Origin of the sequence: Streptomyces sp. AV19, from assembly GCF_015999245.1 — a bacterium.
Lineage (GTDB): Bacteria > Actinomycetota > Actinomycetes > Streptomycetales > Streptomycetaceae > Streptomyces.
Map to the genome: position 1 here is coordinate 118,491 of NZ_JAEAMR010000004.1, position 17,664 is coordinate 136,154.

17 protein-coding genes and 1 pseudogene are annotated in these 17,664 nt (G+C 73.1%); 5 read left to right on the forward strand and 13 right to left on the reverse strand.

From position 1 onward, the window contains the following. Window position 1: 1 nt before the first annotated feature. The 4 genes from I5Q34_RS05275 to mce form a co-directional block, all read right to left on the reverse strand. The gene (locus I5Q34_RS05275; RefSeq protein WP_199890967.1) at window positions 2–937 is read right to left on the reverse strand and encodes an ATP-binding cassette domain-containing protein; all 936 of its coding nucleotides are present in this window, start codon (window positions 935–937) and stop codon (window positions 2–4) included. Between the two features lie 67 nt (window positions 938–1,004). Next, on the reverse strand, window positions 1,005–1,943 hold the full coding sequence (locus I5Q34_RS05280) for a cellulose-binding protein (protein ID WP_199890968.1): 939 nt from the start codon (window positions 1,941–1,943) through the stop codon (window positions 1,005–1,007). A 123-nt stretch (window positions 1,944–2,066) separates the two neighbouring features. After that, window positions 2,067–6,551, reverse strand: coding sequence for a polarized growth protein Scy (scy, locus tag I5Q34_RS05285; protein ID WP_199890969.1), 4,485 nt, complete (start codon window positions 6,549–6,551; stop codon window positions 2,067–2,069). Window positions 6,552–6,709: 158 nt separating this feature from the next. Beyond that, window positions 6,710–7,150 (reverse strand): methylmalonyl-CoA epimerase, encoded by a 441-nt coding sequence (gene mce / locus I5Q34_RS05290; protein ID WP_199890970.1) that lies wholly within the window; start codon window positions 7,148–7,150, stop codon window positions 6,710–6,712. A gap of 181 nt (window positions 7,151–7,331) precedes the next feature. Between mce and I5Q34_RS05295 the strand changes: the two genes are divergently transcribed. Next, complete coding sequence (locus tag I5Q34_RS05295) at window positions 7,332–8,507, forward strand: acetyl-CoA C-acetyltransferase (protein WP_374192985.1); 1,176 nt, start codon at window positions 7,332–7,334, stop codon at window positions 8,505–8,507. Window positions 8,508–8,519: 12 nt separating this feature from the next. Next, entirely contained in the window at window positions 8,520–9,476 is a 957-nt protein-coding gene (gene meaB / locus I5Q34_RS05300) for a methylmalonyl Co-A mutase-associated GTPase MeaB (protein WP_199890972.1), read from the forward strand. Window positions 9,477–9,738: 262 nt separating this feature from the next. On the opposite strand, the gene I5Q34_RS05305 is transcribed toward meaB, so the two are convergent. From I5Q34_RS05305 to I5Q34_RS05320, 4 genes are all read right to left on the reverse strand, one after another. After that, window positions 9,739–10,212, reverse strand: coding sequence for a MarR family winged helix-turn-helix transcriptional regulator (locus tag I5Q34_RS05305; protein WP_199890973.1), 474 nt, complete (start codon window positions 10,210–10,212; stop codon window positions 9,739–9,741). Between the two features lie 100 nt (window positions 10,213–10,312). Continuing rightward, window positions 10,313–11,092, reverse strand: coding sequence for an AIM24 family protein (locus I5Q34_RS05310; protein WP_199890974.1), 780 nt, complete (start codon window positions 11,090–11,092; stop codon window positions 10,313–10,315). Beyond that, the gene (locus I5Q34_RS05315; protein WP_199890975.1) at window positions 11,089–11,739 is read right to left on the reverse strand and encodes an AIM24 family protein; all 651 of its coding nucleotides are present in this window, start codon (window positions 11,737–11,739) and stop codon (window positions 11,089–11,091) included. Before I5Q34_RS05315 ends, I5Q34_RS05310 begins: the two co-directional genes overlap by 4 nt. 94 nt (window positions 11,740–11,833) lie before the next feature. Next, window positions 11,834–12,427: an AIM24 family protein gene (locus I5Q34_RS05320; RefSeq protein ID WP_234428492.1), complete on the reverse strand. Its 594-nt coding sequence runs from the start codon at window positions 12,425–12,427 to the stop codon at window positions 11,834–11,836. A 225-nt stretch (window positions 12,428–12,652) separates the two neighbouring features. Here I5Q34_RS05320 and I5Q34_RS05325 point away from each other — a divergent pair, with 225 nt between their 5' ends. Then, entirely contained in the window at window positions 12,653–12,997 is a 345-nt protein-coding gene (locus tag I5Q34_RS05325) for a DUF3817 domain-containing protein (protein ID WP_199890977.1), read from the forward strand. Next, the gene (locus I5Q34_RS05330; RefSeq protein WP_199890978.1) at window positions 12,994–13,290 is read left to right on the forward strand and encodes an MTH1187 family thiamine-binding protein; all 297 of its coding nucleotides are present in this window, start codon (window positions 12,994–12,996) and stop codon (window positions 13,288–13,290) included. The genes I5Q34_RS05325 and I5Q34_RS05330 overlap by 4 nt, the downstream gene beginning before the upstream one ends. Before the next feature lie 87 nt (window positions 13,291–13,377). Here I5Q34_RS05330 and I5Q34_RS05335 read toward each other — a convergent pair. Then, window positions 13,378–13,515, reverse strand: a pseudogene (locus I5Q34_RS05335) (type II toxin-antitoxin system prevent-host-death family antitoxin); the annotation flags it as partial. 125 nt (window positions 13,516–13,640) lie between these two features. Between I5Q34_RS05335 and I5Q34_RS05340 the strand changes: the two are divergent. After that, complete coding sequence (locus tag I5Q34_RS05340; RefSeq protein WP_199890980.1) at window positions 13,641–13,961, forward strand: hypothetical protein; 321 nt, start codon at window positions 13,641–13,643, stop codon at window positions 13,959–13,961. 18 nt (window positions 13,962–13,979) lie between these two features. On the opposite strand, the gene I5Q34_RS05345 is transcribed toward I5Q34_RS05340, so the two are convergent. From I5Q34_RS05345 to I5Q34_RS05360, 4 genes are read right to left on the reverse strand one after another with little or no spacing between them, the layout of a single operon-like run. Continuing rightward, the gene (locus I5Q34_RS05345; RefSeq protein ID WP_199890981.1) at window positions 13,980–15,839 is read right to left on the reverse strand and encodes a caspase family protein; all 1,860 of its coding nucleotides are present in this window, start codon (window positions 15,837–15,839) and stop codon (window positions 13,980–13,982) included. Beyond that, window positions 15,836–16,231, reverse strand: a complete 396-nt coding sequence (locus tag I5Q34_RS05350; RefSeq protein ID WP_199890982.1) for a hypothetical protein — start codon at window positions 16,229–16,231, stop codon at window positions 15,836–15,838. Before I5Q34_RS05350 ends, I5Q34_RS05345 begins: the two co-directional genes overlap by 4 nt. 37 nt (window positions 16,232–16,268) lie before the next feature. Beyond that, on the reverse strand, window positions 16,269–16,544 hold the full coding sequence (locus I5Q34_RS05355) for a hypothetical protein (RefSeq protein WP_199890983.1): 276 nt from the start codon (window positions 16,542–16,544) through the stop codon (window positions 16,269–16,271). Then, complete coding sequence (locus I5Q34_RS05360; protein ID WP_199890984.1) at window positions 16,541–17,419, reverse strand: hypothetical protein; 879 nt, start codon at window positions 17,417–17,419, stop codon at window positions 16,541–16,543. Before I5Q34_RS05360 ends, I5Q34_RS05355 begins: the two co-directional genes overlap by 4 nt. Between the last annotated feature and the right edge of the window lie 245 nt (window positions 17,420–17,664).

A 17,664-nucleotide genomic window follows, 5' to 3' on the forward strand; every position in this document is an offset into this window, starting at 1 on the left:
GTCAGCCTCCCCCGCCCCACCGCGGGGCCCGGTCCGCGTGCGCGTGATACTCCACCGACTCCGCCGTCAGCCGCATGAACGCCTCCTCCAGCGAGGCCCGCTGCGGGCTCAGCTCGTGCAGGACGATGCGGTGCCGCGCGGCCAGCTCGCCCAGGTGCGCGGCGTCCTCACCGGTCACCTCCAGGGCGCCCTCCGCACCCGGCACGGCCGTGATCCCCGCGCCCGACAGCACGTCCCGCAGCCGCTCCTGCTCCGGCGAGCGCATCAGCACGAAGGGACGGGAGTTCTTCGCGATGAAGTCGGCCATCGAGGTGTCCGCCAGCAGCTTCCCCTGGCCGATGACGATCAGGTGCTCGGCGGTGAGCGCCATCTCGCTCATCAGGTGCGAGGAGACGAAGACCGTACGCCCCTGCGCCGCCAGCGATTTCATCAGCGTCCGGATCCAGTGGATGCCCTCCGGGTCCAGGCCATTGACCGGCTCGTCGAACATCAGGATCCGCGGGTCCCCCAGCAACGCCGCGGCGATGCCCAGCCGCTGGCCCATGCCGAGCGAGAACCCCTTGGAACGCTTCTTCGCCACCGACGTCAGACCCACCACGTCCAGCACCTCGGCCACCCGCGACCGCGGGATGCCGTTGCTCTCGGCCAGGCACAGCAGGTGGTTGTAGGCGCTGCGCCCGCCGTGCACGGCCTTGGCGTCCAGCAAGGCGCCCACCGTCCGCAGGGGGTTGTGCAGTTGCCGGTAGTGCCGGCCGTCGATGCGGACCGTGCCACCGGTGGGGTTGTCGAGATCGAGCATCATCCGCATGGTCGTCGACTTGCCCGCGCCATTGGGGCCGAGGAAGCCCGTGACGATGCCGGGACGGATGGTGCAGGTGAGGTGATCGACGGCGAGCCGGTCGCCGTAGCGCTTGGTCAGATCCTCCAGCTCGATCATTCACTCACGGTACGGGGCCGGGACCCGCCCCGCCACCGGAGGCGGGCCCTCCCCGTGGTGCGCCGTTTCAGCGGCTCTGCTGCGCCGGAACGCCGCGCGAGATCGGCTCGTCGTCGCCCGGCACCCCGGCCGCGGCCACCGCCGCGCCGGTCAGCGTGGCCAGCATCTCGCGGACGTTGGTCAGCTGGGCGTTGATGCTGTCGCGGCGGTTGGTCAACGCCGCCAGCTCCCGCTCGGACTCGCTGCGGATGCGGTCCGCCTTGGCGTTGGCGTCGGCCACGATGTCCTCGGCCTGGCGCTGCGCGGTCTCCACCGTCTGGCGCGCCCGCCGCTCCGCGTCCGTGCGCAGCTTCTCCGCCTCCAGGCGCAGCTGCTCGGCCCGGTGCTCGATCTCCGCCAGCCGCTTCTCCGCCTTCGCCTGCCGCGAGGCCAGGTCGCGCTCCGACTGCTCGCGCCGCTTGGCCAGGTTCGTCTCGAAGTCCGCCGCCGCCTGGGCCGCCTTGGCGCGCGTCTCCTCGAAGAGGGCGTCCGCCTCCTCGCGCTTGGACTGCGCGTCCTTCTGCGCCTCCGCCCGCAGCTGCGCGGAGTCCCCCTTCGCCTTCTCGACGATCCGCGCGCCCTCGTCCTCCGCCTTGGACTTGCGGTCGGCGGCGAACGACTCGGCGTCGTTGCGCACTTGCTGCGCCGCCGACTCCGCCAGCTCACGGTGCTGCTCGGCGGCCCGGCGGGCCTCCTCCCGCAGGTCCTTGGCCTCTTCCTCGGCCAGCCGCAGGATCTTCTCGACCCGGGCGCCGAGCCCCGCGTACGAGGGCTCCGCGTCATTGATCTGTGCCTGAGCGTTCTGCGTTTCGAGGTGCAGCTCCTCGATGCGCTTTTCCAGAGAGGTGATGCGCGCCAGCGCGCTGTCACGGTCGGCGACGAGCTTGGTAATGCGGTCGTCCACCTGGCCGCGGTCGTATCCGCGCCGCACGAGCTCGAAGCCGAAGGGGGAGGAAGTGTCGCTCATGGGGTTCCTGTCGAAAGAGACCGGTGAGGTGATAAGGGAATCCTAGGGCGGTGAGCGGCGTCGTATGGAGTGGATTGGCGTACTGGGTCGGGGGATTGGGAATTTCTCCCCTCGAATGAGTGGCTACTTCCGGTCCTGCTTGCCACTCGAACGAGTAGCGCCGGCACCGGCCGTCGCCTTCACCCCGCCCTCCTTGGAGCCGCCTGCCCCGGGGGACTCAAATGATTCCAACGCCTCCAACACGTCCTGGACACGGGAAATCTCCGCCTGGATGTCCTCGCGGCGCTTCACCAGCGCCTCCAACTCGCTGCGGCCGCCCTCGACAAGACTCCGGGCCTCCTGCCCGGCCTCGGTGCGCAGGCGCTCCGACTCGCGTACGGCCTCGGCACGCATCCGCTCCGCGTCGCGCACCGCGGTCGTCTTCTTCTGCTCCGCCTCCTTCAGCAGCCCCTCCGCCTTCTTCACCGCGGCGATGCGCACCTTGCTCGCCTCGCCGCTCGCGTCCGACAGCAGCTGCTTGGCCTTCGCCTCGGCCTGCGCCAGCTGCTCGGTCGCCGCCGCGACGAGCTTGTCGCAGCGCTCGCCCGCCGACTGCATCGCCTCGGACGCCTCCCGGCGCGCGCGGTCGTGCAGCTCCTCGACCTCGCTCTCGATCCGGGCCCGCAGCTCGTCCGTCCGGTCCCTTATGGCGGTCGCGTCCCCGCGGGCCTCGGCCAGCAGCGTGTCCGCGTCCGTACGGGCCCGCTCCACCAGCGCGTTGCCCTCGCCGGTGGCCTCCGCCACGAGGCGCTCGGCCTCCCGGCGGGCGGCACCGACCATGGTGTCCGCCTGCTCCTCGGCCGCGGCGGCGGTCTTCACCGCCTCCTCCTGCGCCTTGGCGATCAGCGCGTCCGCCTGCTCGGCGGCCTCGGTACGCCGCTGGGCGGCCGCGTCCCGCGCCTCGTCGACCGTGCGCTCGGCCTCCTCGCGGGCCGCGGCCCGCACCCGCTCGGCCTCCAGCACCGCGTCGGCCTTGACCTTCGCCGAGTCGGCGCGCGTGCTGTTGGCGTTCTCCTGCGCCGCCGCCAGGGCGGCCTGCCCCTCGGCGGCCATCCGCTCCGCCTCGGCCGTCGCCTCCGCGATCAGCTCGTCCGCCTGCCGCGCCGCCTCGGCCCGGCGGGCACCCGCCGCCTTGCGCGCCTCGTCGGCCGTCCGCGCGGCCTCCTGACGGGCGCTCTCCAGCGCCGCCGCGGCGTCCGCCCGCACCCGCTCGGCCTCCGCCTTCGCGTCCGCGACCGTCCGCTCCGCCTCGGCCGCGGCCCGCGCCCGCTGCTCCTCGACCGCCCGCCGCGCCTCCTCGGCCGCCCGGGCCGCCTCGGCCCGCAGCTTCTCGCCCTCGGCCGTGGCCTCGGCGATCAGCTCGTCCGCCTGCCCGGCGGCCTCCGTGCGGCGCCGGTTGGCCGCCTCCCGGGCCTCGTCGACGATGCGGTCGGCGTCGTCCTGCGCCGAAGAGGTCAGCTCCGCCGCCTCGTTGACGATCCGCTCGGCCTCCACGCGGCCGTCCGCGCGCATCTTGTTCGCGTCCTCGCGGGCCTCCGCCTTGGCGCGCGTCGCGTCCTGCTCGGCCTGCGCCAGCGCGTCGGAGGCGTCGGTGCGCATCTGCTGCGCCCGCGCCGAGGCGTCCGAGACCAGCCGCTCCGCCTCCGCGGTCGCCTTCGCCAGCAGCTCGTCCGCCTGCCCGGCGGCCTCGACCCGGTGCGCGTCCGCCGCGTCCCGCGCCTCGTCCACCAGGGCCGTCGCCTCGGCGCGCAGTCGCTCCGCGTCCGCGGCCGCCTGCGCGCGCTCGGCCTCGGCGGTCTCCTCCGCCTCCTCCAGCGCCCGGGCCGCCTCCGAGCGCAGCCGCTCGCCCTCCGCCCTCGCCTCCGCGACCAGCGCGTCCGCCTGCTCCGCGGCGTCCGCGCGGCGCTTGTTGGCCGCCTCGCGGGCCTCCTCCAGCACACGGGCGGCGTCCGCCTCCACGCGCTCGCCCTCGGCGATCGCCTCGGCCACCGTGCGCTCGGCCAGGTCCCGGGCCGCCTCCGCGGCCGACTGGGCCTCGGCGCGGATGCGCACCGCGTCCTCGCGGGCGCCCTCGCGCTCCTCGTACGCCTCGGCGCGGACCCGGTCCGCCTCCTCCTGCGCCTCGGTGACGGTCCGCTCGGCGCTGTGCTCGGCCGCCGAACGCAGCCCGGCGATCTCCTCCTCGGCCTGCTCGTGCAGGCCCGCGACCGACTCCCGCACCTGCTGGGCCGTCTGCTCCGCCGCCGACACCAGCTCGCCGGCGCGCTGCTCGGCCTCCTCGACCAGGCGCTCGGCCTCCTGCTGCGCCTCGGCGACCCGCTTGCGCGCCGCGGCCAGCAACTCCTCGCTCTGCTCGTGCGCCGCCTCGCGCTCCGCCTGTGCCTCCGCACGGGCGTCGCCCAGCAGCTCGTCGGCCTCGCGCCGGCGCCGCGCGGCCTCCTCCTTGGCCGCCTCCAGCGCCTCGGCGGCCTCCGCCGCCGTCCGCTCGGCCGCCGCGTTCGCCTCGGCCCGGAGCCGGTCGGCGGCCTCCTGGGCCTCCGACCGCACCAGCTCCGCCTCTTCGTCCGCCCCGGCTCGCAGCAGCTCCGCCGCCGCCTCGGCCTCGGCCCGCAGCGCGGCCGCCTCCCCGGCGGCCTCCGTACGCTGCTTCTCGGCGTCCTCCTCGGCCTGCGCCCGCACCGCGCGGACCCGCTCCGCGGCCTCCGTGCGCTGCCGCTCGGTCTCCTCGGCCGCCTCCCGGCGCAGCCGCTCGGCCTCCGTACGGGCCTCGCGCAGCGCCTCCTCGGCGGCCTCGACCCGCTGCCCGGCCTCGGTGTGCAGCCGCGTCAGCTCCGCATCGGCCTCCTCGCGGCGCTCCTCGGCGGCCCGCTCGGCCTCCTCGCGCAGCGTCCGCGCGGCCTCGGCCGCCTCCGAGCGGGTGCGCTCGGCGTGGTCCTCGGCCTCCTCGGCCATCTCCTCGGCCTCGGCCCGGGCCCGCTCCAGCAGCTCCTCGGCCTGCTTGCGCAGCGTCGCGGCGCGCCCGTCCGCCTCGGTGCGCACCCGCGCGGCCTCGGCCGTGGCGCCCGAGCGGGTCTCCTCCGCGTCGGCCTTGGCCTTGGCCAGCAGCTCCTCGGCGGTGCTGGCCGCCTCCTCGACCTTCTGCAGCGCCTCGCGGCGCGCCTCGCCGCGGATCCGCTCGCCCTCGGCGACCGCGTCCGCGCGCAGCTGCTCCGCCTCGCCGCGCAGCCGCCGCGCCTCCTCCTGGAGCTCGACGGTCCTGGCGCGGTACTCCTTGGTGTCGTCCTTCGCCCCGGCCTTGAGCTGCTCGGCGGACTCCTCGGCCTGCGCCCGCAGCCGCTCGGCCTCGGTCTCCGCCTCCTTGCGGATGCGCTCGGCCTCCTCGGCGGCCGACTTCGTGGTGGCCCGCGCGTCCTCCGACGCCTTGGAGAGCATCTCCTCGGCGCTCCGGGCGGCCTTCGCCAGCTGGGCGGCGGAGTCCTCGGCGGCCGCGCTGCGGGCCTTCTCCAGCTCCTCGGCCAGCAGCCGCTCGGCCTTGGCCGCGGACTCGTCGCGCAGCTGCTCGGCCTCGGCCCGCAGGGCCTCGGCCTCCTTGGTCTTCTCGCTGACGACCCGGGCGATCTCGGCGCGCGTGGTGCGGGTGCGCTGCTCGTTCTCCGCCTCGGCCTCGGCCAGCCGGCCGGCCGCGGTCCGCTCGGCGTCGGAGACCAGCTTCTCCGCCTCGGCGCGCGCCTCGCGCAGCGCCGTCCCGGCCTCCTGCATCCGGGCCTCGGCGGTCCGGGTCAGCTCGGCGGCGGCCGTACGCGCCTGGTCGGACTCGGCGCCCGCGTCCGTACGCAGCCGCTCGGCGTGGTCGGTGGCCTCCTGGGCCTGCTGGGACGCGGCGGTCAGCAGCCGCTCGGCGTCCGTGCGCGCCCGGCGCAGGATCGCTTCGGCTTCGGCGCGGGCCTCCTCGGCCGCGGCCGCCAGCCGGGTGCGGGCCTGCTCGGTCAGCCGCTGGGCCTCGGCGCGGGCGGTGCCGAGCGACTGCTCGGTCTCGGCCCGCGTCTCCTCCATCAGCCGGCGGGCCTGCGACTCGGTGCGCGAGCGCAGCTGCTCGGCCCAGGCCACGTTCTCGTTGACGTGCGACTCGACGGTCGCCCGGCGCTCGTTGAGCTCCTCGTCCAGCCGCTGGCGCCGGGCCACGGCCTCGGCGTGCAGTTCGGCCTCCATCCGGGCCTGCCGCTCGGCGTGCTCCTGGAGGAGGCGCTGGGTCTGGGCGCGGGCCTCGCGCAGCTCGCGCTCGGCGTCCGCGCGCAACTGGTCCGCCTGGATCTGGGCGTTGCGGAGCAGCTGCTCGGCCTGGTAGTCGAGACCGGCCGCGTCGTACGCGGGACGGTGGGCCAGGGCGCGGCGCGCCTCATGGAGCTTGGCGCGCAACACCTCGACCTGGTACCCGAGGTCGTCGGCGTGCTGGACCGCCTTCTCCCGCTCCTTCTTCAGCCGCTCCATCTCGGCCTCGAATTGCGAGAGGTGGTCGGTTTCAGCCCGCTGGCTGTCCTGGCGCTCGTAGCCCCGCACTGCGCGGTCCATCCGTCCCCTGGTCGCGTCGGTGGCCGGCCCCGTGCGTGGTGGTGGAACCCGGAGCCCGCCCTTCCGAAGAAATGGTGTCAGATCATCGGCACAGCCTGGGCCGGGCCCCACCCGTACCCCGGCCGAACCTGCACTCTACCGGCCGGGGCAGGTGTGGGTCAGTGCTCCTCGGCCGGGCGGGGCGCCGAGGTGACCAGTTCCGTCAGCACCCCGTGACAGTCCTTGGGGTGCAGGAAGGTGATGCGGGATCCCATCGATCCGGTGCGCGGGGCGTCGTACAGCACGCGTACGCCCTTGTCCCGGATCGTCCCGGCGTCCCCGTCCACGTCCGCGGTGCCGAAGGCGATGTGGTGCACGCCCTCGCCGTTCTTCGCGAGCCACTTGCCGACCGGCGAGTCGTCGCGGATGGGCTGGAGGAGCTGGAGGTACGAGGCACCCCCGTCCGAGGTCTCGTTGATCTTCAGCATGGCCTCGCGTACCCCCTGCTCCTCGTTGACCTCGGTATGGAACACCTCGAAGCCGTAGGTGGCACGGTAGAACTCGACGGTGGCGTCGAGGTCGGTGCAGGCGATCCCGATGTGGTCGATGCGCGTCAGCATGGAACCAGTGCACCGCCGCGCGGAGCGGTCACGCAACGTGCGCGCGATCACACCGACGGGCCGGTGACCGAGTGGTGTACCGCTCAGTACATTGACGAAACACCCTCGACACCGACGTCAACCCCCGCCCGAAGGAGCCCCGTCCATGTCTGGCACGAACGGTTCGACCGGCACCACCTCCGTGATCGTCGCGGGCGCGCGGACGCCCATGGGCAAGCTGCTCGGCTCGCTGCGGACGTTCTCCGCCGCCGACCTGGGCGGGGTGGCCATCAAGGCCGCGCTGGACCGGGCGGGCATCGGCGGTGACCAGGTGCAGTACGTGATCATGGGACAGGTCCTCACGGCCGGCGCCGGGCAGATCCCCGCCCGCCAGGCGGCCGTCAAGGGCGGCATCCCCATGAGCGTCCCGGCGCTGACCGTCAACAAGGTCTGCCTGTCCGGCCTCGACGCCATCGCGCTGGCCGACCAGCTCATCCGCGCGGGCGAGTTCGACATCGTCGTGGCCGGCGGCCAGGAGTCGATGACCAACGCCCCGCACCTGCTGCCGAAGTCGCGCGAGGGCTACAAGTACGGCGCCGTCGAGATGCTCGACGCGATGGCGCACGACGGGCTCACCGACCCGTTCGAGAACATCGCGATGGGCGAGTCCACCGAGAAGCACAACTCCCGCCTGGGCATCCGCCGGGCCGAGCAGGACGAGCTGGGCGCGCGCTCCCACCAGCGGGCCGCCGCCGCCCAGAAGAACGGCCTGTTCGACGCCGAGATCACCCCGGTCGCGATCCCGCAGCGCAAGGGCGAGCCGGTCGTCTTCAGCAAGGACGAGGGCGTCCGGGGCGACACCACCGCCGAGACCCTCGGCAGGCTCAGGCCGGCCTTCGGCCGCGACGGCACGATCACCGCCGGCACCGCCTCGCAGATCTCCGACGGCGCCGCCGCCGTGGTCGTGATGAGCAAGGCCAAGGCCGAGGAGCTGGGCCTGGAGTGGATCGCCGAGATCGGCGCCCACGGCAACGTGGCCGGTCCCGACAATTCGCTGCAGTCCCAGCCGTCCAACGCGATCCTGCACGCCCTGCGCAAGGAGGGCCTGACCGTCGACGACCTCGATCTCATCGAGATCAACGAGGCGTTCGCGGCCGTGCTGGTGCAGTCAATCAAGGATCTGGGCGTATCCCTGGAAAAGGTGAACGTCAACGGAGGCGCCATCGCGCTCGGCCACCCGATCGGCATGTCCGGCGCCCGCACCGTCCTCCACCTCGCCCTGGAGCTCAGGCGGCGCGGCGGCGGGGTGGGCGCGGCGGCGCTGTGCGGCGGGGGCGGGCAGGGCGACGCGCTGATCATCCGCGTCCCGGGCAAGTAAGGGGAGTTATCCGTGGCGGACGTCACCACACTGGTCGAGCAGGCACGAGCCGGTCGGCCGCGTGCCGTGGCCCGGCTGATCTCGCTGGTGGAGGGGGCGTCCCCACAGCTGCGCGAGGTCATGGCGGCGCTGGCGCCGCTCACCGGCGGCGCGTACGTCGTCGGCCTCACCGGCTCGCCCGGTGTCGGCAAGTCGACCTCCACCTCGGCCCTGGTCTCCGCCTACCGGCGGCTCGGCCGGCGGGTGGGGGTCCTCGCGGTGGACCCCTCCTCGCCCTTCTCGGGCGGCGCCCTGCTCGGCGACCGCGTCCGGATGTCCGAGCACGCCTCCGACCCCGGCGTCTACATCCGCTCCATGGCCACGCGGGGACACCTGGGCGGCCTCGCCTGGGCCGCCCCGCAGGCGATCCGCGTCCTGGACGCGGCCGGCTGCGACGTGGTGCTCGTCGAGACCGTCGGCGTCGGTCAGTCGGAGGTGGAGATCGCGTCCGAGGCCGACACGACGGTGGTGCTGCTGGCTCCCGGGATGGGCGACGGCATCCAGGCCGCGAAGGCCGGGATCCTGGAGATCGGCGATGTCTACGTCGTCAACAAGGCCGACCGGGACGGGGCGGACGCGACGGCGCGCGAGCTCAACCACATGCTCGGCCTGGGCGAGGCACGCGCCCCCGGCGACTGGCGGCCGCCGATCGTGAAGACGGTCGCGGCGCGGGGGGAGGGCGTCGAGGAGGTCGTCGAGGCGCTGGAGAAGCACCGGGGGTGGATGGAGGAACGGGGCGTTCTCGCGGAGCGCCGTTCCGCGCGGGCGGCGCATGAGATCGAGCGCATCGCGGTGGCCGCGTTGCGCTCGCGGATCGCGGACCTGTCCGGGGACCGGCGGCTGGGGGCGCTGGCGGCGCGGGTGGCGGAGGGTTCCCTGGATCCGTACGCGGCTGCGGACGAGCTGGTGGCGGGCCTCACGGAGGGGTGAGCCCCGGCCCGCCCTTTCTCCCCCAGAGGGGGTGCCCCCAGTTTCTCGCGTGCTCCGCGCGGGGCAACGCGGCTGCGCCGCGTTCGTCCTCAAGCTCCCCGGAGGGGGCAACCCCCAGACGGGCTGAAATTCAGCCCGTCCGGCGCTTGAGGACAACCGCGCGGAGCGCGGTTTCGGGGGTGCAGGGGGCGGAGCCCCCGCCCACACCGTGGGTTGCGAAGGGGCGCGGCCCCTGCGGAAACGGTGAAAGGGCGGGGCGGGGTCACTTCCCCCGCGCGGAGCGCAGATGGTCGGCCACCGGCTTCAGCGAGGCGTGCAACGCCTTGAGCTCCTCGGGCGAGAGGAGATCGATGAAGTGCTCGCGCACGGAAGCGACATGGTGCGGCGCCACCTTCCGCATCGTCTCCCACCCCTGCTCCGTGAGCACCGCGAACAGCCCCCGCCGGTCCGACTCGCAGTTCTCCCGCCGGACCATCCCGGCGTTCTCCATGCGCGTGATCTGGTGCGAGAGACGGCTCTTGGACTGGAGGGTCGCCGCGGCGAGGTCGCTCATCCGCATCCGGTGGTCCTCCGACTCCGAGAGGTTGACCAGGATCTCGTAGTCGTTGTTGGTCAGACCGAACGGCTGGAGATCCCGTTCGAGCCGGTGCATCAACAGCCGGCTGACGTCCAGATGGGCCCGCCAGGTGCGCTGTTCCTCGTCGCTGAGCCAGCGTGTGCCGTTCTCGGTGTCCATAGAGAAATTCTACCTAAGAATGTTGAAAAGCGAACCAGTTGGGTGAGGGAAGCCGGAACGAGAGGTCAAGCGTTCGACGTCACACTCCGCAGGGTACCGCTCACAGCCCGAAGCGGCGCTGGAGGTCCCCGAGCTGGCCGGGGAGACGCGGTGCACTTGGCTGGTTCCCGTGGTTCCCCTGGCTCGACGGGCCGTGCGGGACGCCCGCCTCGTCCGGCGGCGTCCCCGTCGGCCGCTCCTCCATCAACTGCTCGCTGGACTGCAGCAGTACGGTCCCCGCGCCCACGAACTCGAATTGGTGCTCCTCGCCGGACGCCCCGCCGAAGCCGGTGAGCATCCGCACCCCGCCCAGCACGCCCCGCATGTACTGGTGGTCGTAGTGGTGGCAGGGCGACGGGCAGTCCGCCCACCCCACCAGCGCCTGCGGGTCCACCCGGATCGGCGGCTCGGCGAAGACCACCGGACCGTTGGACGCGGCCACGAACTTGCCCGTGCCGATCAGCGTCACGAACCCGGGGATGATCGACTGCTTGAGCGCCAGCGACGGCTCGAACGCCAGCAGGTTGCCCGAGCGGACGGTGAGGTTGCCGTTCTCCAGGTCGTAGGAGTTGACGTCGAACGCCCGGTCCGCGAGCACCATCTTGCCGCGGCCCTCGGCCACCACCCAGTCCTGCGCGTGCAGCGGGGAGTGGAAGCTGGACTGGATGATCCGGTCCAGTGGGCCGTGCCCGATGCCATGGAAGGAGATCTGCCCGAAGTAGGCGACCATCTTCCCCTTCTGCAGGAACCACTGGCCGTTCAGGTCCACGCTGAACGCGTAGGAGTTGACGTTGTCGTTGACGGGCAGGGTCTGCGCGTCATGGATGACCGGGCCGTTCACAGCTTCTCCTCCGACGCCTGCACGTACACCGTCCCGTTGCCCGACAGCTCCAGCTGGAACGCCTCGCCCGAGCCGCGGCCCACCATCTCGCGCCAGCCGATGGCCGTCGACAGCTTGTTGCGCACCTCGCCGCGGTGCGCGACGTACGCCTGCGGGTCCACGTGGACCGGCCGCCCCGGGTGGATCGGCAGCTCGATGAAGCCGCCGTGGGCCATCACCGCCACCGCGCCGTGGCCCTTGAGCGTCGTGGTGAACAGGCCCTGCCCGGTCACCTGGCCGCGCACCATGCCCATCACGCCGCCCTGCGAGCCCATGAACATCGTGCCCTGCTGGAGTGAGCCCTCGAACGCCAGCAGCCGGTCCGCCTCGACGTAGAGCGTCTCGCCGGCCAGCTCGATGACGTGCACGTGGTGACCGCCGTGGCCGAACATCACCGAGCCGCTGCCCTCCACCGTCATCAGCGGGGTGGCCTCGCCCGCGACGCGTCGCCCGATCATGCCCATCACGCCGCCCTGGCCGCCGGTGATGCTGGGCGTGAACGAGACGTCGCCGGTGCAGGCGATCATCGCCCCGCGCTGGCTGAACAGCCGCTGCCCGGGCACCACTTGGGCCTGCAGCATCCGTGAATTGAGAAGCCGGAACGCCATCACACGTGCCCCTTTCCGTTCGCTTCTCCGCCCGCGCGGCGCAGAGGTGCGGCTTTCGTGCCCGGCTGCGGCCGAGTGGCCGCGCGTGCGTCGCTCACACGTCACCCCCGATCGTGGTCCGCTCGCTCGGCTGCACGTACACCAGCCCGTCGCCCTCGAAGCGGATCTGGAACGCCTCGCCCGAACCCTCGCCCAGGAAGGTGCGGAAGTTCACCCCCGACTGGAAGTGCTGCTGGAGCCGGCCGGTGTGCGCGATGTACGCGCCCGGGTCCACCGAGAGCGGCGTCTGCGGCGTCACCCGCAGCACGATCGCCGTGCCGTCGGAGAGGAGCGCCGCCTGGCCCGTGCCCTCCACGGTCGTGGTGAACAGACCGTTGCCCTGCGACGCCCCGCGCAGCCCGGTGAAGCTGGTGCCGGTGCGCAGCGACGCCTCCGTGCAGAGCAGGTTGCTCGCCTCGACGTACAGCGTCTCGCCGTTGAGGCTCACCAGGTTGATCTCGCTCGCCCGGTCCGCGAAGTAGCAGGTGCCGTGTCCCTTCACCTCCATCACGGTCATCTGTTCCCCCGTGAGGCGACGGGTGACCATGCCCCGCAGGCCGTCACCGCCGCCCGTCATCTTCTTGAACGTCATGTCCCCCTCGTACGCGACCATGGACCCGTTCTTGGCCTTGACCGCGTCGCCCGTCATGTCGACGGCGAGGACCTTGCTCCCCTGGAGCCGAAACTGTGCCACGGGGCGGAACGCTAGCGCCGGCCCGGCCGTTCCGACAGGGGCTTCCGTCCGGACCGGCCCCGGATCCCTTGAGCCGTCACCGGATGCGACAATGATGCGACGCTTGTGAAAGCGATCACAAACCGTGACCGACCCGTCACCCTGTCACTCCGTCACTCCCGAGCAAAGGTGTGCTTCCCCGTGGACCTCAAGACCGCCTCCGCCCTGCGCCGGCTCCGACTGGTCTCCGCTCCGGAGGCCGTTTCCTTCCTCCTGCTGATCGTGTGCTCGGTCCTCAAGCGGACCACCGACTTCAACGCGGTGCCGGCGATGGGCATGATCCACGGCGTGCTGTTCGTGATCTACGTGATCTTCTGGCTCGACGCGTGGAACCGGACCAAGTGGAACGTGAAGACGGGCGCCCTGTACTTCGTCCTCTCCGTCCTGCCGACCGGCGGCTTCTTCGCCGAGCGCATGCTGCGCCGCGAGGCCGAGGCGTACGTCCTGGCCGCCCGCGCCCGCAAGGAGGGCGTGGTCAACGCATGATCGCCGCCTTCTCCATCACCCCGGTCGGCGCCGGCGAGGACGTCGGCGAGTACGTCGCCGAGGCGGTCCGCGTGGTCCGCGCCTCCGGCCTGCCCAACCGCACGGACGCGATGTTCACCTCCGTCGAGGGCGAGTGGGACGAGGTCATGGACGTCGTCAAGCGCGCGGTCGAGGCCGTCGAGGCCCGCTGCGGCCGCGTCTCCCTGGTCCTGAAGGCGGACATCCGCCCGGGCGTGACGGACGGGCTGACGAAGAAGGTCGAGACGGTGGAGCGGTATCTGAGCGAGCGCTGAACGAGCGCTGATCCCGCCGGGTCCCGCCTGCGCGGGGCCCGGCGGCAGCCGCGTCGATCGCCTGCTCGCTTCATGCGATGTCGTGCCTCACTCGCGCTCCAGGCCGAGTCGTGCGCGCACTTCCTCGTGCGGAACGAGGTTCAGGGTTCCGGCTGCCTGCTCCGCCCGGTACTGGGCCACGGCGAGGGCGTCTTCGAGCTCGGCCGGCTCCTGTGGGTTGGGCAGCGTGTCACTCATGTGCGGAACTGTATGCATCGCGCGCGTTGTGGGCGCCGTGGTTCCGTCGCCTTGGCGACACCGATGAGTTGGGTACGCTCGGCGCGGAGTTGATCGGATTCAGGGGGTGTGCGGTGTTCGGTGCGCGTGCGCGGGCGGAGGTCGTGGTGCTGCGCGACTCGCAGGCCGTCGCGGAGGCGGTGCGCGAGGCGCTGGCAGGTGCGAGTGCCGAGGAACGGCCCGGGCTGGAGCGTGCCGCGGCGCTGATCGCGGAGCGGGCGGGGCGGCCGGACGCGGAGGTACGGGGCGAGTGGGCGCGTGCCGTCGTCACGGCGGCGGGCTTCGACCCGCGCACCCAGGAACTCCAGGCGATCCGCGCCCTGCGGAAGGCGGAGCCGGGGCTGGGGCTGGCGACGGCGGTGCAACTGGTGCGGGAGGCGGCGGCGTCGGGGTGACCCCGACCCGGCTCCGCGTCACCAGTACCGGCTGCCGATCAGGTACGCGACGACGATGATCACGCCCAGGACCAGCGCCGGAAGGGCGAGCCACTTCGCCGTCGCGGCCAGCGCCCTGGTGACGCGCACCGGTCCCGTCGGGCCCCGCGCGTCCGGCGAGCGGAGGCCGCGCCGGGCGAGGGCGGCGAACACGAGGGCCAGCACGGCCGTCACCAGGCAGGTCGCGAGCGAGTCGAGCATGGCGGTCGCGTGCACGTGGTCCGCCAGCCGGGACCACTTGTCGGAGGCCCGGTTCGCGATCGCCTCGGACGCCGCGACGGCGGCGGCGATGTCCTCGACCACCGAGGTGATGGCCAGCCCCAGGGCGACCACGGCCAGCGCGGGGGCGCGCAGGGCGTGGTACGGGGTTTTGGGAGGAGCCTTGGGCGGGGTCTCGGGGGGTGCGGCTTCGCGTTTCTGCGCGGTGTGATCCGCCGGGGCGGTTGGACTCGCCGGAACGTCCGGAACGGCCTGGGCCGTCGGCGCGGGCGGAGTTCCGGGAGCGGCCACGGGAGCGGCCTCGGGCGCGGCGTCCGCCGACGACGGCGGCTCCGCCGCCACCGGCGTCCCGCCCGCCGGCAGGACCTCCGCCACCACGTGGACCACGGCCTCCCCCACCACCCCCTTCAGCACGATCTCCCCGGTCAACTGCCCCGCCCCGGACGTGTCGACGCTCACGTCCAGCCCGTCCGGCGACTCCGCGGCCCGGAGCCAGTCCCGCTTGGGGTGCGGGACGCAGCTGCGGGCCAGGGGCGGGCCGAGGAGGCGTACCGAGCGGTGCGGCGCGGGGGAGTGCTGCGGCACCGGGCCGAACTCCAGGTGGGTCGGGTACGGGTTGACGGCGACCTCGCTCAGCGCCCGCGCCGCCTCGTCCGCCACGGCACGGATGTCCTTGTGCGCCATGTCCTCCAGGGCCTCGCGCGCGCCCACGGCGATCGACAGGTCCGGGTTCTCCATCCGGGCCCGCAGCTCCGTGATCGCCCCGCGCCGGGTGTAGAGGTCCGGGCTGCTCATCGCCGCGCGCACGTCGTCCGGGACGGGCGACGGGGTGATCCGCCGCCGGTGGCTGCGGGCCAGGTACAGGTCGCCCTGCATGTCGACGGTGCGGCTCGGCGTCTGGTTCGGGTTCTCCTGCCGCACCCGGTCGAAGACGTACTCGTACAGCTCGTCCAGCGAGATCCGGCCGTCCTCGTCGAGATCGGCCTCGCCCGTCGTCAGGCCGCTGACCAGCGCGCTGGTGAAGACCGACGGCCGCGGGCCGGTGTCCTCGGCGAGGCGGGTGCCCTCGAAAGCGTACTCCATGGCGTTGGAGGCGGTGATCACGGCCCAGCCGCGTCCGCCGCCGAGCTTCTCGCCGGAGAAGGACTCCAGCACGTTGGCGTCCCCGCCCGCGCGGACGGACGCCCCCTGCGAGAAGGCACCGCCGTAGCAGCAGTCGAGGAACAGCGCGATGCTGCGGGCACGGGTGCCGGACATGCAGTGCCGTACGAAGTCGGCCGGTACGGCGGTGGAGTTGAGCCGCCGGGGGAGGGTGTTGCTGGCCGCGAAGAACAGTTCGCCGGACTCGCTCTTGAGGCCGTGGCAGGAGAAGTGGACGACGAGGGTGTCGCCCGGGCGCCGGTCGGAGAAGAAGTCGTCGATCCGCATGGTGATGACGTGCGACGGCTCGTTCCGTACGACGTGGACGTCGAAGCCGCCGATCCGCGGGTCGCCCAGCACCCCGGCGAGGGCCACCGCGTCCTCGGCGGGTGACACGAGCTTCCGCAGGCCGGCGTCCTGGTAGCTGTCGTTGGCGATGATCAACGCGTGGCGGGATTCCCGGGGTTGCTCGGTGGTCATGGCGCCGCCTCCGACGGTGAGTGGCGGCGGACGAAGAGGTCGAACGCCTCCGTCACCTGCTCCGGCGACGCCTCGGAGAGCTCCAGGACGTCCTCGTCCAGCGTCAGCCGGATCGACGGCCGGGACTCCCGGCAGCGGCCCCACCACGCCTGGAGGGCGGCGGCGACCTGCCGCAGTGCCGTGGCCGACGTGCCGAGGCTGACCAGCAGGGCCCCGATCTGGGTGATGTCCACGGCCCGCGCCCCCGGCGGCACCTCCTCGTCCGCCGGGAGCGCGGTCACGTCGTCCACGTCCAGCCGGAGCAGTTCCTCGCGCAGACAGCGGGCCAGCCAGGCGGCGCGCTCGGCGTCCGCGCCCTCCTCGGTGAGGAGGATCCGCAATTGGTTCTCCACCGGAACGCCCCTTACGTGCGCGTGATCAGCCTCGTGATCAGCCCCGGCCTCGCTCCTCCTCGTGCTTGCGCGCGGCCCGCCGGACGGCTTCCCTGAGGCTCTTCGGCGGCTCGTCCGCCAGTGCGGCGACGCGGCGCCGCAGCTCGTCGGCCCCGGCCTTCTTCCGCTCGGCCTTCATGGCGCTCTCGTCGCTCCCGGCGCTCTCCGCCTTCGCGGTGCTCCCGGCCGTCCCGGCCTTCTCGGCCGTCTCGGCTCTCGCGCGGTCCTCGCCCATGGCGACCTCCTCGGCGGGCTGACGGAGGCTGCGTCTCACTCCCCAGTGTCCTCCTCGCCGCCCTCCCAGGCATCCGCCGCCGGGTTGGCGGCCCGCAGCCCGTCGATCTGGGTGCGCCACGCATCGGCCCGGGCGCGGAGCGTCCGCTTGGCCAGCTGCCGGACGTCCTGGGCGACGGTGTAGCGCCGGGACTCGGGGCCGCTGCGCGCGACGCGGACGTTCGTCTTGGTCTTCGCGTCCACGGCCGCCCGGATGTTCTGTCCGGTCAGCTTGCCCAGTTTGCGGAACCTCGGCGCGTTGCCCGAGAACCAGATCTGCTGCCACCACTCGTCGGTCACCGGCTCCCGCCAGGAGATGTAGCCGCCGCGCAGGATCTCGCGCGGGGCCTTGATGTGCCCGCCGAAGCTGTAGCGGACGCCGTCGGCGGTGACCGGGTCGTAGAAGCGGGGCGTGAAGAAGTCCGACAGGAGGAAGCCGTTGACGGTGTAGCCGCACTCGGCCGCCTCCGAGGGGTCGGCGACCTCCACCAGGAACTCGACCAGGCCCTGGTCGGGGTGCGGCGACTTGCCCGGGACCAGCCGCTTCCCCCAGGGGTCGGCGCACATCTCCAGCATCTCGTGGCTGGCGGTGAGCGACCACGTGTCGCTGAACTCGATCAGCGAGAACGGCTGTCCGTTCTCGTCCGTGTGGAACCCGGCGGCGTCCGGTACGTCGTCGACGACGATCAGCGGCCAGTAGCCGACGGGTACGTCGTCCAGGGTCTCGAAGGCGTCGACGGTCGCGTTGACGCCCCAGAGGGGGCCGAAGTCGCGGGTGGCCTGCTTCTGGAGGGCGGCGGCGACGCGGGTGAGTTGGGAGGGGGTGATGGTGTGCTGCTGGGTGAGGGAGACGAGGGCGAGTTGGATGAGGAACATGGGGGCGTGGCCTTTCGGGGGGTGTGTGGTGGGAGTTGTGTGGCCACGGTGGCTGATGTGGTGGGGGTGGGGTGGGGGGCGCACCCGGGGGTGGGGGGTGATCTCACCCTGGCGGGCGGAGTTCCGCCTCCGGCCCGCCGTGGGGCGGCAACCGCGCTTCGCGCGGTTGTCCTCAAACGCCGGACGGGCTGGTGCCCCTCCCCGCCCTTTCACCGTTTCTTCCGGGCTCCGCCCGGGCCTGGCAC

Bases quoted from the DNA above. Each gene is read 5' to 3' on its own strand.
- I5Q34_RS05275 (WP_199890967.1), bottom strand. From the start codon at position 937: ATGATCGAGCTGGAGGATCTGACCAAGCGCTACGGCGACCGGCTCGCC.
- I5Q34_RS05280 (WP_199890968.1), bottom strand. From the start codon at position 1,943: ATGAGCGACACTTCCTCCCCCTTCGGCTTCGAGCTCGTGCGGCGCGGA.
- scy (WP_199890969.1), bottom strand. From the start codon at position 6,551: ATGGACCGCGCAGTGCGGGGCTACGAGCGCCAGGACAGCCAGCGGGCT.
- mce (WP_199890970.1), bottom strand. From the start codon at position 7,150: ATGCTGACGCGCATCGACCACATCGGGATCGCCTGCACCGACCTCGAC.
- I5Q34_RS05305 (WP_199890973.1), bottom strand. From the start codon at position 10,212: ATGGACACCGAGAACGGCACACGCTGGCTCAGCGACGAGGAACAGCGC.
- I5Q34_RS05315 (WP_199890975.1), bottom strand. From the start codon at position 11,739: ATGGCGTTCCGGCTTCTCAATTCACGGATGCTGCAGGCCCAAGTGGTG.
- I5Q34_RS05320 (WP_234428492.1), bottom strand. From the start codon at position 12,427: ATGACGGGCGACGCGGTCAAGGCCAAGAACGGGTCCATGGTCGCGTAC.
- I5Q34_RS05330 (WP_199890978.1), top strand. From the start codon at position 12,994: ATGATCGCCGCCTTCTCCATCACCCCGGTCGGCGCCGGCGAGGACGTC.
- I5Q34_RS05345 (WP_199890981.1), bottom strand. From the start codon at position 15,839: ATGACCACCGAGCAACCCCGGGAATCCCGCCACGCGTTGATCATCGCC.
- I5Q34_RS05360 (WP_199890984.1), bottom strand. From the start codon at position 17,419: ATGTTCCTCATCCAACTCGCCCTCGTCTCCCTCACCCAGCAGCACACC.